At 66.1% G+C, this 16,521-nt stretch carries 16 protein-coding genes; 13 read left to right on the top strand and 3 right to left on the bottom strand.

From position 1 onward, the window contains the following. Positions 1 to 62 precede the first annotated feature (62 nt). From frc (EJJ38_RS12335) to radC, 9 genes are all read left to right on the top strand, one after another. Positions 63 to 1,340, top strand: a complete 1,278-nt coding sequence (frc, locus tag EJJ38_RS12335) for a formyl-CoA transferase (RefSeq protein ID WP_127090448.1) — start codon at positions 63 to 65, stop codon at positions 1,338 to 1,340. 318 nt (positions 1,341 to 1,658) lie between these two features. Next, a complete protein-coding gene (gene frc / locus EJJ38_RS12330; protein WP_127090447.1) occupies positions 1,659 to 2,909 on the top strand; it encodes a formyl-CoA transferase in 1,251 nt (416 codons plus the stop codon). Between the two features lie 248 nt (positions 2,910 to 3,157). Continuing rightward, positions 3,158 to 3,361 carry a YqaE/Pmp3 family membrane protein gene (locus EJJ38_RS12325; protein ID WP_205666164.1) on the top strand — a complete coding sequence of 68 codons (204 nt, stop codon included), beginning with the start codon at positions 3,158 to 3,160 and terminating at the stop codon, positions 3,359 to 3,361. Between the two features lie 36 nt (positions 3,362 to 3,397). After that, positions 3,398 to 4,171, top strand: a complete 774-nt coding sequence (locus tag EJJ38_RS12320) for a fumarylacetoacetate hydrolase family protein (protein ID WP_127090446.1) — start codon at positions 3,398 to 3,400, stop codon at positions 4,169 to 4,171. 238 nt (positions 4,172 to 4,409) lie between these two features. Beyond that, on the top strand, positions 4,410 to 5,495 hold the full coding sequence (locus EJJ38_RS12315; RefSeq protein WP_127090445.1) for a patatin-like phospholipase family protein: 1,086 nt from the start codon (positions 4,410 to 4,412) through the stop codon (positions 5,493 to 5,495). A gap of 187 nt (positions 5,496 to 5,682) precedes the next feature. Next, positions 5,683 to 6,147: a PaaI family thioesterase gene (locus EJJ38_RS12310; RefSeq protein WP_127090444.1), complete on the top strand. Its 465-nt coding sequence runs from the start codon at positions 5,683 to 5,685 to the stop codon at positions 6,145 to 6,147. Further along, the gene (gene sfsA / locus EJJ38_RS12305) at positions 6,147 to 6,860 is read left to right on the top strand and encodes a DNA/RNA nuclease SfsA (RefSeq protein WP_127090443.1); all 714 of its coding nucleotides are present in this window, start codon (positions 6,147 to 6,149) and stop codon (positions 6,858 to 6,860) included. The genes EJJ38_RS12310 and sfsA overlap by 1 nt, the downstream gene beginning before the upstream one ends. Before the next feature lie 99 nt (positions 6,861 to 6,959). Further along, positions 6,960 to 7,787, top strand: a complete 828-nt coding sequence (map, locus tag EJJ38_RS12300; protein WP_127090442.1) for a type I methionyl aminopeptidase — start codon at positions 6,960 to 6,962, stop codon at positions 7,785 to 7,787. A 5-nt stretch (positions 7,788 to 7,792) separates the two neighbouring features. Further along, positions 7,793 to 8,500 (top strand): RadC family protein, encoded by a 708-nt coding sequence (gene radC, locus EJJ38_RS12295; RefSeq protein WP_127090441.1) that lies wholly within the window; start codon positions 7,793 to 7,795, stop codon positions 8,498 to 8,500. A gap of 200 nt (positions 8,501 to 8,700) precedes the next feature. Here radC and EJJ38_RS12290 read toward each other — a convergent pair whose 3' ends face one another. The 3 genes from EJJ38_RS12290 to EJJ38_RS12280 form a co-directional block, all read right to left on the bottom strand. Next, on the bottom strand, positions 8,701 to 9,585 hold the full coding sequence (locus tag EJJ38_RS12290; protein WP_127090440.1) for a TorF family putative porin: 885 nt from the start codon (positions 9,583 to 9,585) through the stop codon (positions 8,701 to 8,703). Positions 9,586 to 9,799: 214 nt separating this feature from the next. After that, entirely contained in the window at positions 9,800 to 10,612 is an 813-nt protein-coding gene (locus EJJ38_RS12285; RefSeq protein WP_127090439.1) for a protease inhibitor Inh/omp19 family protein, read from the bottom strand. Positions 10,613 to 10,686: 74 nt separating this feature from the next. Next, a complete protein-coding gene (locus EJJ38_RS12280) occupies positions 10,687 to 11,652 on the bottom strand; it encodes a 2-hydroxyacid dehydrogenase (protein WP_127090438.1) in 966 nt (321 codons plus the stop codon). 233 nt (positions 11,653 to 11,885) lie between these two features. On the opposite strand from EJJ38_RS12280, the gene EJJ38_RS12275 reads away from it, so the two are divergent. From EJJ38_RS12275 to EJJ38_RS12260, 4 genes are all read left to right on the top strand, one after another. Further along, positions 11,886 to 12,959 (top strand): ABC transporter ATP-binding protein, encoded by a 1,074-nt coding sequence (locus tag EJJ38_RS12275; RefSeq protein ID WP_127090437.1) that lies wholly within the window; start codon positions 11,886 to 11,888, stop codon positions 12,957 to 12,959. 78 nt (positions 12,960 to 13,037) lie between these two features. Further along, a complete protein-coding gene (locus tag EJJ38_RS12270; protein ID WP_127090436.1) occupies positions 13,038 to 14,354 on the top strand; it encodes an ABC transporter substrate-binding protein in 1,317 nt (438 codons plus the stop codon). A gap of 123 nt (positions 14,355 to 14,477) precedes the next feature. Next, entirely contained in the window at positions 14,478 to 15,416 is a 939-nt protein-coding gene (locus EJJ38_RS12265) for a carbohydrate ABC transporter permease (protein ID WP_127090435.1), read from the top strand. Positions 15,417 to 15,606: 190 nt separating this feature from the next. After that, positions 15,607 to 16,488, top strand: a complete 882-nt coding sequence (locus tag EJJ38_RS12260) for a carbohydrate ABC transporter permease (RefSeq protein WP_127090434.1) — start codon at positions 15,607 to 15,609, stop codon at positions 16,486 to 16,488. Positions 16,489 to 16,521: the final 33 nt, after the last annotated feature.

Below are 16,521 nucleotides of genomic sequence, written 5' to 3'. Positions count from 1 at the left end.
GGGTTCACACAAAAAGAACAAGCGTCGCTTCAAGCGCGTGCCAAGAGGAAAACGAGGCTCTTATGGGCAAGGCACTAGACGGCGTTCGCATCCTGGACTTCACCCATGTCCAGTCCGGTCCCACCTGCACGCAGCTGCTCGCCTGGTTCGGCGCGGACGTGATCAAGGTGGAGCGCCCGGGCGAGGGCGACGTGACGCGCACCCAGCTGCGCGACGTCCCCAATGCGGACAGCCTCTATTTCACCATGCTGAATTCCAACAAGCGCTCCATCACCCTCGACACCAAGAATGCCGAGGGCAAGCGCATCCTGGAGGACCTGGTGAAGGTCTGCGACGTGCTGGTGGAGAATTTCGCTCCCGGCGCGCTGGATCGCATGGGCTTCACCTGGGAGCGGCTCCAGGAACTCAATCCCCGCCTCATCCTCGCCTCCGTGAAGGGCTTCGGCCCCGGCCCGTTCGAGGATTGCAAGGTGTATGAGAACGTGGCCCAGTGCGCGGGCGGCGCCGCCTCCACCACGGGCTTCCGCGACGGGCTTCCGCTGGTGACCGGCGCGCAGATCGGTGACAGCGGCACCGGCCTGCATCTGGCGCTCGGCATCGTCACCGCGCTGTTCCAGCGCGAGCATACGGGGCGCGGCCAGAAGGTGCTGGCGGCCATGCAGGATTCGGTGCTGAACCTGTGCCGCGTGAAGATGCGCGACCAGCAGCGCCTCGCTCACGGCCCCTTGCAGGAATACAGCCAGTTCGGCGAGGGCGTGCCCTTCGGCGAGACGGTGCCCCGCGCGGGCAACGATTCCGGCGGCGGCCAGCCGGGCCGCATCCTGAAGTGCAAGGGCTGGGAGCAGGATCCCAACGCCTACATCTATTTCATCACCCAGGCGCCGGTCTGGGGGAAGATCTGCGACGTCATCGGTGAGCCGGGCTGGAAGACCGATCCCGGCTATGCCACCGCCGCCGCGCGCCTGCCGCACCTCAACGAGATCTTCACCCGCATCGAAGCCTGGACCATGGCCCACGACAAGTTCGAGGCCATGGAGATCCTGAACAAATACGACATTCCCTGCGGGCCCATCCTCTCCATGAAGGAGATCGCCGCCGACCGCTCCCTCTATGCCACCGGGACGCTGGTGGAGGTGGAGCACCCGGTGCGCGGGGCCTATGTCACGGTCGGCAATCCCATCAAGCTTTCCGACAATGACGTGCCCGTGGAGCGCTCGCCGCTCCTGGGCGAGCACACGGACGACATCCTGGCGCATGTGCTCGGCTTCGACGACGCACGCATCTCGGCCCTCCGGCTCACCGGCGCTTTGGGCGTTCCGGTGCGCATGGCGGCGGAGTGAGACGCGGGATCTGACGACTCCCATGTCGCGCGCGGCTGCAGGCCGGGCGCGGACCGAAGGAAGACAAGCGGCTGTCCTTGCTTAGCTGGAGAAGGCCAATGGCGATCTGGATGAGTGCTTCCCGCGCTCCCGACGGCGTCCTTTCCGGCTCCGGCTCCATGAGCCGGCAAGGACAAAGCGGCTGAGGAAATCCCCCGCGCCCGGCGGCGCCGCTTCCCGCGGCGCACCGGACCGCGAGGGGAAAAATCGTCCGGATCGGCGCCATGGGCACCGGGCCGGGAGGAAACGGATCAACGCTTTAGAAAAAGGGAAGCGAAGATGTCTAAGCCGTTGGAAGGTATCAAGATCATCGATTTCACCCACGTCCAGGCGGGTCCCGCCTGCACCCAGCTTTTGGCTTGGTTCGGCGCCGACGTGATCAAGGTCGAGCGTCCCGGTTCCGGTGACGTGACCCGCTCGCAGCTGCGCGACGTCTCCAATGCGGACGCGCTCTATTTCACCATGCTGAACTCCAACAAGCGCTCCCTGACCCTGGACACGAAGACCCAGGCCGGCAAGGAAGTGCTCACGAAGCTCATCAAGGAGAGCGACGTTCTGGTGGAGAATTTCGGCCCCGGCGCGCTGGACCGCATGGGCTTCACCTGGGAGCACATCAAGTCGCTGAACCCCGGCATGATCGTCGCCTCGGTGAAGGGCTTCTCCGACGGCCACCATTATGAAGACCTGAAGGTGTATGAGAACGTCGCCCAGTGCGCGGGCGGCGCGGCCTCCACCACCGGCTTCTGGGATGGCCCGCCCACCGTGTCGGCCGCCGCCCTCGGCGACAGCAACACCGGCATGCACCTGGCCATCGGCATCCTCACCGCGCTCCACCAGCGCAACAAGACCGGCAAGGGCCAGAAGGTCGCCGTCTCCATGCAGGATGCGGTTATCAATCTCTGCCGCGTGAAGCTGCGCGACCAGCAGCGCCTGGACCGCGTGGGCTATCTGGAGGAATACCCCCAGTATCCGCACGGCGAGTTCTCCGACGTGGTGCCGCGCGGCGGCAATGCGGGCGGCGGCGGCCAGCCGGGCTGGGTGCTGAAGTGCAAGGGCTGGGAGACCGATCCCAACGCCTATATCTACTTCACCATCCAGGGCCATGCCTGGGCGCCCATCTGCCGCGCGCTCGGCCGTGAGGAGTGGATCGACGATCCGGCCTACAACACCGCGCTTGCCCGCCAGGACAAGATCTTCGAGATCTTCGGCATCATCGAGAACTGGCTCTCCGACAAGACCAAGTTCGAGGCGGTGGATATCCTGCGCAAGTTCGACATCCCCTGCGCCCCGGTGCTCACCATGAAGGAGATCGCCGAGGACAAGTCGCTGCGCGAGAGCGGCACCATCGTCGAGGTGGACCACAAGGAGCGCGGCAAGTACCTGACGGTCGGCAGCCCCATCAAGTTCTCCGACATGTCGGTGGAAGTGACGGGCTCTCCGCTGCTGGGCGAACACACCGATGAGGTGCTCGCCGAGCTCGGCTACAGCGCCGACCAGATCAAGGAAATGCACGCGGCCCGCGCGGTCTGAGGCAAGCCTTGCGTCTCCCCTCTCCCGCATGCGGGAGAGGGCCGAGGCGGGGAGGGGCGCTCGTTTTCGTGGCGCACTCCCCCTTCCTTGCCCGCACGCGGGCGAGGGTCGTTTTCCTCTGCTGCTGATCAAGGGCCGCGGACCTGTCCGGCCGGATGTGGGCGAAGCCCCCCGTTGCCGCGTGCGCCCCTTCCACTTTCGCCGTTCGGCCCCACATATCCTTCATCCTTCCGCTGGGAGAGATGGAGATGATGTTCGCCGTCGCGGTGCTTCTGCCCTGGCTGGCCCTGATGCTTCGGGGCCGCATGTTCCAGGGTCTGCTTTGCCTGGTCCTCCAGATCACGCTTATCGGCTGGCTGCCGGCGGCCATCTGGGCCGTCATGGTGGTCAATTCGGACAATGAGGAGCGCCGCCACCGGGAGCTTCTCGCGTCACTTCAGAACAAAAGCTAGGCCCCGCCCTCCGGCGGTGCGCCGCGGGAGGACAAGATGGCGAACTGGGTGCGTTTCAACGCAGGCGGCAATGCGGGCTTCGGCACGCTGGAGGGCGAGGAGATCACGGTCCATGAGGGCTGCATGTTCTCCGGCGCCCGGCCCACCGGCGCGCGGGTCGCGCTGGGCGATGTTCAGCTGGACGCGCCCTGCGCGCCCACCAAGATCATCGCCCTGTGGAACAACTTCCACGCTCTGGCGGCGAAGCTGGGCGTGGCAGAGCCTGCCGAGCCGCTCTACCTCTTGAAGGCGCCCACCACCGCCGCCGCGCCCGGCGCCACCGTGCGCCGCCCGCCCGCCTATGAGGGCAAGACCGTCTATGAGGGCGAGCTGGGCATCGTCATCGGCAAGGCGGCCTCGAACATTTCCGAGGCCGAGGCCGACGCCCATATCTTCGGCTACACCATCGTCAACGACATCACCGCCGCCGACATCCTCAACAAGGATCCCACTTTCCCGCAATGGGCGCGGGCGAAGGGCTTCGACGCCTATGGCCCGTTCGGCCCCTTCATCACCACGCAGGCGCCGCCGGACGGCGCGCATATCCGCACCATCCTCAACGGAGCGGAGCGGCAGAATTATGCGGTGGGGGACATGATCTTTTCCCCGCGCCGGCTGGTGGCCATGCTTTCGCGGGACATGACGCTCCTGCCCGGCGATCTCATCGCCTGCGGCACCTCGCTGGGCGTCGGCTCCATGAAGGATGCGGTGAACGAGGTGGAGGTCTCCATCGACGGCATCGGCACGCTGCGCAACACCTTCGTGCAATAGAGCGCGATCGCTCCACCTCGAAGCACCGCAGTGCTTTGAGGTGGAGCGTGAATCGCCCTCTATCAATGTGTTAGAGCCTGATCCACTGGGGTTGTTTCAACCTGAATGGATCAGGCTTTAGCGGCTGCGCGCATAACATTGGAGACATTCCGGATCCGGGATGGCGGCGGCGCGGACGCTTCCCTCCCGGACCATGGCGCTCTAGCTTGTGCCCGCTGACGCGACGCAGGAGGCCAGGATGATTTCCCGCAGACAGATCTTTGGGGCCTCGGCGGGCCTTGCGGCCTCCTCCCTTCTGCCTGCCGCCGCGCAGGCGGCGGAGGAGCAGGTGGCCGCCAGCCCGGTCGCCCAGCTCGCGGCCTCCATCTCCGACAAGCTGTTCGACGGTGACGGCCTCGCCGTTCCCATTCCCGCGCAGCCGGTGGCGTCGGACTTCGCCCGTACCCTCGACCGCACGCTCGTGCTCGGCGGCGGCGGCGAATATTACGTGGCCTGGTATTGCGGCTTCTTCCACGGTCTGAAGGAACAGGGCGTGGACCCCACCATCGCCGAGATGGTGGTGGGCACATCGGCCGGGGCCTATATGGGCTCCTCGCTTCTCTCCGGCCGCTTCTGGCAGTTGCTCTCCCAGTTCGACTTCTTCGGCCATTTCCCGGGGCTGTTCGCCAAGCTTGCGCCCGTGACCGCGCCCAATGCCAGCCAGAAGCGGGCGCAGGAGATCAATTTCGCCGTCAAGGACGGCAACCCGGAGACGATCCGCGCCATCGGCCACGCGGCGCTGGCGGCGGACAACCGGCTGAACGGGGACGGCGTGGAGCGCCTCGCCTGGTTGCTGACCGGCGACAGCCGCACCAGCTGGCCGACGCCCAAAATGTTCACCACCTCCAATGATTGCTACACCGGCGAGCGGCTGGTGGTGCGTCAGGATGTGGCCCGCCGCAACGCCATCCCGCTCGCCCATGCGGCGGGCGCCAGCTCCTCGCTTCCGGGCGTCATCGGCCCCACGCAGCTCGGGCAGCGCTTCTGCATGGATGGCGGCATCAGCAAGAGCTGGGCGCACACCGATCTCGTGGCCGGCTCGAAGCGCGCCCTCGTGATCACGCTCACCAATGGCTATGAGGGCAGCCTGCTCAGCGGCATCCCCCACAATATCCATAACGAGATCAGCGCCCTGGAGGCCACCGGCACCAAGGCGATGCTCATCATCGCGGGCACGCCGCCGGGGGTGAACCTGCTGGACCCCAAGCAGATCGAGCCGGCCCTGAAGACCGGATATGAGCGGGCCAAGGTCGAAGCGCCCAAGATCAGGGCCTTCTGGGCCTGACGCCAACAGCGTTTCCAAGCGAAGTGTGAAGCGGTTCGCGTGAAGGAAACGCGAAAAACAAAGAGAGCGAGCGTTTCAGCGTTTCCATGGAAAGGCTGAAACGCTCTGGCCTGAGAGGGCGGGGCGGCGGCTTGCCACCCGCTCGCGCTTGCGTCTCTATGCGTGCGTCTTCCTGCCTGGATGTGCCATGACCGCCATGCCTACCTTCACGCCGCCCGATGCCGATTTCGAGCGCCGCGTGCGCGAGAGCTTTGCCCGCCAGCCCTTCATGAGCCTCATGGGCGCGCAGATGGGCGCCCTGGCGCCGGGCCGGGCGGAGATCATCCTGCCCTATTCCGAGAGCCTGACGCAGCAGCACGGCTTCTTTCATGGCGGATCGGTGGGCGCGGTGGCGGACACGGCCGGCGGCTATGCGGCCTTCACGCTGTTTCCGGCTGATTCGACCGTTCTGACCGTGGAATACAAGATCAACATCATGGCGCCCGGGCGCGGCGATCGCCTTGTGGCGGTGGGCGAAGTGGTTCGGTCCGGGCGCACGCTCACCATCGTGAGGGTGGACGTGTTCGCCGAGACGGGCACTGAGCGGGTGCATTGCGCGACGGCGACGCAGACCCTCATGTGCCTTCAGGGCCGGAGCGACGCGCGCGCCTGATGCGCTTCCCGGAGCCCCTCGTCCCCGCGCGCCTCGTGCGCCGCTACAAGCGCTTCCTCGCAGACGTGGTGCTGGAGGATGGACGCGAAACCACGGCCCATGTGGCCAATTCCGGCGCCATGACGGGCCTTGCGGTGCCGGGATCGCGGGTGTGGCTGTCTCCCGCCCGCTCGCCGGGGCGCAAGCTCGCGTTCGGCTGGGAAATGGTGGAGGCGGATTTCGGCGCGGGCCCCGAACTGGTGGGCGTCAACACCATGCATCCCAACGCGCTGGTGGCGGAGGCCATTCGCGCGGGCGCCATTCCCGCGCTTGCCGGCTACACCAGCCTGCGCCGGGAGGTGAAATACGGCGTCAACAGCCGCATCGACCTTCTTCTGGAAGGGGAGGGGCGGGCGCCTTGTTATGTGGAGGTGAAGAATGTCCACCTCATCCGGCGTCCGGGGCTGACCGAGTTTCCCGATTGCGTGACGGCGCGCGGCACCAAGCATCTGGTGGAGCTTGCCGCCATGGCGCAAGGGGGCGCCCGCGCGGTGATGGTCTATCTGAGCCAGATCGGCTCGGCCTCCGCCATCGCCTTGGCGCGCGACATTGATCCGGCCTATGGCCACGCCTTCGATCTGGCGCGGGAGGCAGGTGTGGAGGCCTTGGGTCTCATCTGTGCCCTGGATCTTGACGGAATCACCGTGGCGCACGCCGTGCCCATGCTGGGTTGATGGGGCGCGCGCTTGGAACGTCTTGCTTTGCGGGCTCTTTGGCCTAAATCATGGTTCAGATGGCGGGCCGGGGGCCTTTTCACCGGCAGGACCAGGGACATGACTTATGTAGAGGCGGCGCAGGCGCCGTTGCGGAAGACCGGACACATCAAGCTCTACGGCCCCGAGGGCTTCGAGGGCATGCGCCGGGCCGGACAATTGACGGCACGGGCGCTGGACGAAGTGGCGGGCCTAATCGGGCCGGGCGTCTCCACGGAGGCGATCGACCGCCTCGTGTTCGAGTTCGCCATGGACAACAAGGCCTATCCGGCCACGCTGATGTATCGCGGCTACCGTTACTCGGTCTGCACCTCCATTAACCATGTGGTGTGCCATGGCATGCCCAATGCGCGGCCCCTGCGGGACGGCGACATCGTGAATGTGGACATCACTCTGGTGGTGGACGGCTGGTATGGCGATTCGAGCCGCATGTATGCGGTGGGCAACGTTCCCCGGCGCGCCGAGCGGCTGCTCGACGTGACCTATGAGGCCATGATGCTGGGCATCGCGGCCATCAAGCCGGGCGGCCATGTGGGCGATATCGGCGCGGCCATCCAGGATTTCGTGGAGCCGCAGCATATGAGCGTGGTGCGTGACTTCTGCGGCCACGGCGTGGGCCAGGTGTTCCATGACGAGCCCAACATCGTGCATGTGGGCCGGCCGGGCGAAGGGCCGGAGCTGAAGCCCGGCATGATCTTCACGGTGGAGCCCATGATCAATCTCGGGCGGCCCCATGTGAAGGTGCTGTCCGACGGCTGGACCGCGGTGACCCGCGACCGCTCCCTCTCCGCGCAGTTCGAGCATGCCGTGGGTGTGACCGAGACGGGCGTGGAGATCTTCACCGAGAGCCCGAAGGGCTACCACAAGCCGCCCTATTTCCCGGCCTGACCCGCATGGCCGGGAAGCCCGATGACGGTCTTGCGGAGGCGGCGCCGCATTTTCACGGCCATCGGGAACGGCTTCGCACGCGCTTCCGGGAAGCGGGGGCGGCTGCGCTGGCCGATTATGAGCTGCTGGAACTGGTGCTTTTCCGCGCCATTCCGCGCCGTGACGTGAAGCCCATCGCCAAGGCGCTGGTGGACCGGTTCGGCTCCTTTGCCGAGGTGGTCGGCGCGCCCGCCGGATTGCTGGAGGAAATGCCCGGCATCACGGCATCCGTGGTGACGGAGCTGAAAGTGGTGGAGGCGGCGGCCCACCGCATCGCGCGCGGGCAGGTGAAGCGCCGGCCGGTTCTCTCCTCCTGGAGTTCCGTGATCGAATATTGCCGCACCTCCATGGCCTTTGCGGAGCGCGAGCAGGTGCGGGTCCTGTTCCTGGACAAGCGCAACCAACTCATCGCCGACGAAGTGGTGCAGACCGGGACCGTGGATCACGCCCCGGTCTATCCGCGTGAGGTGATCAAGCGGGCATTGGAGGTTTCGGCAAGCGCTTTGGTGCTCTGCCACAATCACCCCTCCGGCGATCCCACGCCGTCGCGGGCGGATATCGACATGACCCGCCGCATCATCGACATGGCCAAGCCTTTGGGCATCGAGGTCCATGACCACATCATCGTGGGCAAGGACGGCCATGCCAGCCTCAAGGGCCTGCGGCTCATCTGAACTTTGAAGGACGTTCCCGTCGCGAACGGGATGCCGGGCATGGCTATTGCCGCTGCCCGAACGGCTCATGTCGTGCGCTGGGGCAATGCCCACCGATGGCGGCTCGGCCATCTGCAGCGCCGAAACAGACATAAAAAAAGCGCCGCGCGTGAGCGCGGCGCCTTGGAAGGTGCCTGCGCGGCTAGGCCGCGCTGGCGAGGTCACTTGAGAGCGTTCAGCGAAGTCGCGAACGAAAGGGAGGCGATGAACTTGTCGCCGCAGCCGTTGTAGATGCCGATCATGTAGGCGCAGTTGTTCTCGGAGAGGTCCGAGCCAGAGTAGCGCAGATCGAGGGTGGCGGCCTTGTAGGTGAAGCCGACGCCGACATTCCACCAGCTGTAGCCGGAGATCTGCTCGTTCACGGTGACGACCGACGGGCCGACCACGTAGGTCACGTCATAGTTGAAGGCGCTGGTGGACAGCCACTGATAGCCGTACTCACCCGACAGGTACCAGCCGAAGTCGCCGCCGGGGCCGAAGGCCGGGAGCGGAACCTTCGCGGTCGCCGACAGCGCGGTGCCGTCGGTGCCGGTGGCGTACATGTCGCTGGTCCAGAAGAGGTTCACGCCAACGGTCAGCCAGGGAGCGACCACATAGCTGGGCTTCGCGTAGATTTCCCAGTAGTTGTAGTCGGTGGAGCTGAGGCCGACGCTGTCCGTGCCGCCGGGGAACGTGTAGTACACGCCGCCGACATCCATGGTGAAGGCGCCCCAGGTGTGGCGCAGGCCACCGGCGAAGTCGACTTCGAGCGAGCTGTTGCCATCGACCTGGAAGTTCTCAACCCAGCTCTGGTTGGACGCCCACACGTTCAGGTAAACCCAGTCGAACATCTGGAGCTCGACGAAGCCCTGGATGGCCGGGTTGTTGTTCGTCTGGCTGATGCCGCGGAACACGTAGTCAGAAGTGCCCGTCACACCGAAGGCGATGTCAAACACCGGGGGCGGCGGGGGCGCCACCACGGCCTTCACCGGGATAGCCATGTCGGCAGCGGAGGCCGCACCAGCGAACATCATGGTGGCAGCAGCGGCGACGGCAAGCTTCTTCATAAAGGGGACCCCCAATGGATTTCTGACCAGATTGAGACCAAATTTCCGAACCTTCTCCAATGTGAAAAATCGGGCAAGATTTGCACAATAATTAAACAAACCCGCATGAATGCTGGATTTTCAATGTTGCAGTTGTGCAACAAGGTGGAGGAACTGAAAGTCGCTCAACCGAAGGAAGCGTTGAAGTCAGCCAAATGAGGCCGTTTTCGGCTGTTTACGGGCGGATGAGAAGCAGTGGCCGGCCGCGCTCTGGAGTCTTCGCCCAGGTCCCATCTTCCTGCCTGGCGAATCGCAACGGGGACTGTCCGGCGGCGGACGTGACCACCACATTTCCCCCTTCAAGCCGCCAGGCGGTGGCGGCGAACTCCGCGAGCGGGGCGCTGCAGCCCGGCGCCACCTGCACCTGGCGCCCGCCGCCGGCCGGTGTGTCGGTCAAGGTCCAGCGGCACAAAACGGGGGCACCGACCGCGCGGAACAACTGCCACTCGCCCAACATCTCTTCGGGTGCCGCCTCGATGCCGTGGAGCGCGCTGGGCGGGGCGAGGAAATAGACGCCGTCGCCGTCCCGCAGGGCCTCATAGCTGCCCCCTGTCGCCTCGGTGAATTCGGCGATCGTGCGGCCCTCCGCGCCGGTCAGCCGAATGGCGCCGGACGGGTCGGGCCCCCAGGAGGCGACCTGCGCCATGAAGGGAAGGGCCGCGCAGGCGTCGCGGGCGAAGTCCACAGCGAAGCCGCTGCCGGCCGGATCGGTGGTCAATGTCACCGCGCAGGCCCGCGCGCCGTCCGCACTGGCCAGTTGGAACGTGGCCGCCACCTTCTGGGCGGCGGCGAGCAAAGCGGGGTCCACTTTCGGCGCGCTGGCCAGCGGCCGGGCCGGTTCCGGCTTGGCGGGGGCAGGGCGCTGCGGAGCGGGCTTTGCCGGCGCCGCCGGTTTCGCGGCGTCCGGCTTTCCCTGCGTCTGTGCGAGGGCGGGTGCCGTCAGCGCGGCACCGAGGAGGAGGGCGGAGAGGACAGGCGCGAACCGCATGGGCCAACGCTAACCCACGCCGCCGCCCCCGTGAAGTTGCGGTTTCCCCGGAGCCCCCAGGCGCCGTCCTGCCGTCACGGGCGGGGCCAGGGCGTCTCGGCCACGGGCGTCAGCGGCCCCTTGCCCGCGAACCAGCCCACCACATTGTCCACCACCAATTGCCCCATGGCGCCGCGCGTATGGTGGGTGGAGGAGCCCACATGGGGAAGCAGCACCGCATTGTCGAGGGCGAGCAGGGCCTGGGGCACCTCGGGCTCATGGGCGAACACGTCCAGCCCCGCAGCGCGGATGGTGCGGTTCTGCAAGGCTTCCACCAAAGCGGGTTCGTCCACCACGCTGCCGCGCGCCACATTGATGAGGATGCCGTCCGGGCCCAGCGCGGCGAGCACGTCTCGTCCCACCAGCCCGCGCGTGGAGGGGCCGCCGGGCAGGATGAGGATGAGCGTGTCCACGTCGCGCGCCAGGGCGATGAGGTCGGGATAGTGGCGATAGGCGATGCCGGGCGCCGGGTTGCGGCTGTGATAGGCGATGGGCACGCCGAAGGCTTCGAGGCGGCGTGCGATGGCCTGGCCGATGCGGCCCATGCCCACGAGGCCAACGCTGCGGGTGCGCAGGGATGTGCCGAGCGGATAGGCGCTGCTCGTCCACTTGCCCGCACGCAGGAAGCGCTCCGCCTGGGGAATCTCGCGCACGGTGGCCAGCAGCAGGCCCAGCGTGAGGTCGGCCACCTCCTCGTTGAGCACGTCCGGCGTGTTGGTGACCATGACGCCGCGGCGGCTTGCGGCGGCGGCATCCACGGTGTCGTAGCCGACGCCGAAATTAGCGACGATCTCCAGGCGCGGCAGGCGTGCCATGAGGGCATCGTTCACCGGCTGCGCGCCGCGCGTCAGGATGCCGCGCACCTCGCCCCCATGCTCGGCCACCGCCGCCTCGAAGCCTTCGGCGCCCACCAGGCGGAAGCGCTCCTTAAGCTGCTGTTCCACCACGCTGGGCATGACGAGGCCGGTCTGGAGCAGGACGGGAAGGGTGTCTGAGGGCATGGATGACTCGGGATTTGAGGACGGGTTCCGGGCGGGCATTTCCTATATAGTCCTTTTGTTCAATCGTTTTAAAAATCGCTTGATCAGCCGCCGCCCCGGCACCATGATCTTTGCAACGCCCGCTCAAAGGGCGGCGCGGTTGACGCAGTTCGGCCGCAAAAACTAAGGCCGGGGAGCAGGGTTCGGCCCGCATCTTCGGCCATTCGGGTTGGATGTCCAAGGGTGGAGCGGGAATGGCAACCGTCGAGATTCGCGGTGTGAAGAAGGCCTATGGGACCACGGCGGTCATCCATGGCGTCGATGTGAGCATCCGCGACGGTGAGTTCGTGGTGCTGGTGGGACCTTCGGGATGCGGCAAGTCCACCTTGCTGCGCATGATCGCCGGGCTGGAGAATATCACCGGCGGCGCGATCCTCATCAATGAGCGGGTGGTGAACGACGTGCCTCCGAAGGAGCGCGACATCGCCATGGTGTTCCAGAATTACGCGCTCTATCCGCACATGACCGTGGGGGCCAATATGGGCTTCTCGCTCAAGCTGCGCAGCGCGCCCAAGTCCGAGATCGATAGCCGCGTCCAGCGCGCCGCCGGCATTCTCGGCCTCTCCCATCTGCTGGATCGCTATCCCCGCCAATTGTCCGGCGGCCAGCGCCAGCGCGTCGCCATGGGCCGCGCCATCGTGCGCGATCCGCAGGTCTTCCTGTTCGACGAGCCGCTGTCCAACCTCGACGCCAAGCTGCGCGTGCAGATGCGCACCGAGATCAAGGAACTGCACCAGCGCCTCAAGACCACCACCGTCTATGTCACCCACGACCAGATCGAGGCCATGACCATGGCCGACAAGATCGTGGTGATGCATGACGGCGTGGTGGAGCAGATCGGCGCCCCGCTCGATCTCTACGATCGCCCGGCCAACCAGTTCGTCGCGGGCTTCATCGGCTCGCCGGCCATGAATTTCATCAAGGGCGCGGTCGGTTCCGACGGGCACGCCTTCGCCTGCGACGGGGGCGCGAGCCTGCCGCTGGAGGGGATGGTGGGGGCCAGGCCGGGACAGCGCGCCGTCTATGGCCTGCGGCCCGAGCATATCCGCATCGTGGAGGGGGGCGCCCCGGCCCAGGTGGTCGTGGTGGAGCCCACGGGCTCCGAGATCCTGGCGGTGGCCCGCCTCGGCGGGGAGGGCGGCCAGGAAATCTCCTGCCTGTTCCGCGAGCGCCTGTCCCTCGCGCCCGGCGAGATCATCCACATCGCGCCCCAGAAGGGCATGTCCCATCTGTTCGACGAGGCGAGCGGCGCCCGCCTCGTGGACTGACGACCCCAAAGACCGTGCCGGTACCGGACACGGCGGGGAAGAAGAGTGAACGACGACAGATCGTTTGGGAGGAACGCCATGACCATTTCGAGACGCGACCTATTGGTGGCGGGTGCGGGCCTTGCGGGCGCCGCGGCTCTTCCGGGCTTCACACCCGGCGCCTTCGCGCAGGGCGCGCCCATGCCTGACTTCAAGCCCGAGCCTGGGGCCAGCCTGCGCGTGCTGCGCTGGTCGCCCTTCGTGAAGGGCGAGGAGGAAGCCTGGATCGCCAACACCAAGAAATTCACCGAAGCCACCGGCATCGAGGTGCGCATCGACAAGGAGAGCTGGGAGGATATCCGCCCCAAGGCGGCTGTGGCCGCCAATGTGGGCTCCGGCCCGGACATCGTCTGGGTGTGGTTCGACGATGCCCAGCAATATCCCGACAAGCTGCTGGACGTGACCACGCTCGCCAACGGCCTCGGCGCCAAATATGGCGGCTGGTACGACGCGCCCGCCCTCTATGCGAAGAACCAGGGCAAGTTCATCGCCTTGCCCCTCGCCACCATCGGCAATGCGGTGGTCTATCGCGACAGCTGGGTGAAGGAAGCCGGGTTCAGCGAGTTCCCGAAGGACATCAAGGCCTTCCTTGAACTGGGCAAGGCGCTGAAGGCCAAGGGCCATCCCATGGGCTTCACCCTCGGCCACGGGGTCGGCGACGGCAACAATTTCTGCCACTGGGTGCTGTGGAGCCACGGCGGCAAGATGGTGGACGACAGCGGCAAGGTGGTCATCAACAGCCCCGAAACCGTGGCGGCGCTGCGCTATATGCGCGAACTCTATCCCACCTTCATCCCGGGCACGGAGAGCTGGCTCGACGTGAACAACAACCGGGCGTTCCTCGCCGGCGAAATCTCCGTCACCGCCAACGGCGTGTCGGTCTATTACGGCGCGAAGAACGACCCCAAGCTCGCCGACATGGCGGCGGACATGCGCTCCACCAACTTCCCCATCGGCCCGGTGGGCAAAGAAGCGGAGCTTCACCAGACCACCTCGGCCTGCATCTTCAAGTACACGAAGTTTCCCCAGGCGGCGCAAGCCTACATGGCCTTCATGTTCGACGCGCCGCAGATGAATGCCTGGATCAAGGGCGCGAGCGCCTATTGCTGCCAGACGCTCAAGGCGTTCGCCGCGAACCCGGTCTGGACCGACAATCCGATCCACAAGCCCTATTCGCGCGCCTCCGAGACGCTGCGGCCCAATGGCTATTCCGGGCCGCTCGGCCCGCAATCGGCCGCGGCCATGGCGGACTGGATCGTGGTGGACATGGTTGCGGAGGCCGCCACCGGCCAGCGCACGCCTGAAGAGGCGGCACGCCGCGCCGAGTTGCGGGCAGCCCGCATCTATCGCGGCTGAGCCTGCGCGCCGCCCCGTTCTGTCAGGGCAACGGGGCGGCGCTTCCCTTTCCGAAAGACTTGTCCGGCACCTCGCGTGCCGGTGGCATGCCCGCTTGGCGGGTCGCGGTGGAGATTTCGCGTTATGGCCGATGTGACTGCCGGTTCAGCCGGGCGCAGAAGCTGGTGGGCGGGCATCGGGCAGGGGCGGCATGTGCTCGGCCTGCTCTTCCTGCTGCCCGCGGCCGTGTTCCTGGTCCTGTTCCTGACCTATCCCCTTGGCCTCGGCGTGTGGCTCGGCTTCACCGACACGCGCATCGGCCGCGAGGGCGTGTTCGTCGGGCTGGAGAATTACGAACTGCTGTGGATCGACAGCGTGTTCTGGCTCGCGGTGTTCAACACGCTCCTCTACACGGTGGGCGCCTCGATCCTGAAATTCGCGCTCGGCCTTTGGCTGGCTCTGCTGCTGAACCAGCACCTGCCGTTCAAGTCGTTCTTCCGGGCGGTGGTGCTGCTGCCCTGGGTGGTGCCCACGGTGCTCTCGGCCATCGCCTTCTGGTGGATCTTCGACGCCCAGTTCTCCATCATCTCCTGGGCGCTCATCAAGCTCGGACTCATCGACCACAACATCAACTTCCTGGGCGACACCACCAATGCCCGACTGTCGGTGATCGCCGCCAATGTGTGGCGTGGCATCCCGTTCGTCGCCATCTCGCTGCTGGCGGGGCTCCAGACCATCCCGGCCTCGCTCCATGAGGCGGCGACGCTGGATGGCGCCACGGGGTGGCAGCGCTTCCGCTACATCACCTTGCCCATGCTTTCGCCCATCATCGCGGTGGTGATGACCTTCTCGGTGCTCTTCACCTTCACCGATTTCCAGCTCATCTATGTGCTCACCCGTGGCGGGCCGCTGAACGCCACCCATCTCATGGCGACGCTCTCCTTCCAGCGGGCCATTCCCGGCGGGCAACTGGGCGAGGGCGCGGCCATCGCGGTGGCCATGATCCCCTTCCTGCTCTCGGCCATCCTGTTCAGCTATTTCGGGCTGCAGCGGCGCAAGTGGCAGCAGGGAGGAGGCGACTGATGCGCCGTCATTCCACGCCACACGCTCCCTCTCCCGCTTGCGGGGGAGGGTGGGGGAGGGGGCGAGCGAAGCGAGGGACTGCGACGTTTCCCATTTCCCAGCGGTTCTGGCCTGTGGCCGGCCCCCTCCCAACCCTCCCCCGCAAGCGGGAGAGGGCTCTCGGCGGCGACCAGACTTCGAGGACCAACTCATGACCGACCAGCCCCTTACCGACAATTCCACCGGCATGAGCTACCTGGACAGCCTGCCCCGGCGCATGGTCACCGTGTTCCTGCCGCTGCTGGTGTTCGTGTTCGTGCTGCTGTTCCCGTTCTACTGGATGGCGATCACGGCCGTGAAGCCGAACTTCCAGCTCACGGACTATGCCAATTACTCGCCGCTCTGGGTGGTGGAGCCGACGCTGGAGCACATCAAGTACCTGCTGTTCGAGACCTCCTATCCGGGGTGGCTCTGGAACACGATGCTGGTGTCCTTCTTCGCCACCTTGATCTCGCTGGTGGCCTCGGTGTTCGCCGCCTATGCCATCGAGCGGCTGCGCTTCCACGGCTCGCGCTGGGTAGGGCTGGGCATCTTCCTGGCCTATCTTGTGCCGCCCTCCATCCTGTTCATCCCGCTGGCGCTCATGGTGTTCAAGCTGGGCATCTACGACACCAAGCTGGCGCTCATCCTCACCTATCCCACCTTCCTCGTGCCCTTCTCCACCTGGCTGCTCATGGGCTATTTCCGCTCCATTCCCTATGAACTGGAGGAGTGCGCGCTGGTGGATGGGGCCTCGCGCTGGCAGATCCTCACCAAGGTGCTCCTGCCGCTCTCCGTGCCGGGGCTGATCTCGGCGGGCATCTTCTCCTTCACCCTGTCGTGGAACGAGTTCATCTATGCGCTCACCTTCATCCAGTCGTCCGAGAACAAGACCGTGCCGGTGGGCGTGCTCACGGAACTGGTGCGCTCGGACGTTTATGAATGGGGAGCGCTCATGGCCGGCGCGCTCATCGGCTCGCTGCCGGTGGTGATCCTCTATTCCTTCTTCGTGGACTATTACGTCTCGTCCATGACCGGTGCCGTGAAGGAATAGACCGGCCGCCCTGCCGGTCTGACGCTGCGGCAA

The organism is Aquabacter cavernae (assembly GCF_003993795.1).
Lineage (GTDB): Bacteria > Pseudomonadota > Alphaproteobacteria > Rhizobiales > Xanthobacteraceae > Aquabacter > Aquabacter cavernae.
This window is presented reverse-complemented; position numbering and strand designations above follow the sequence as displayed.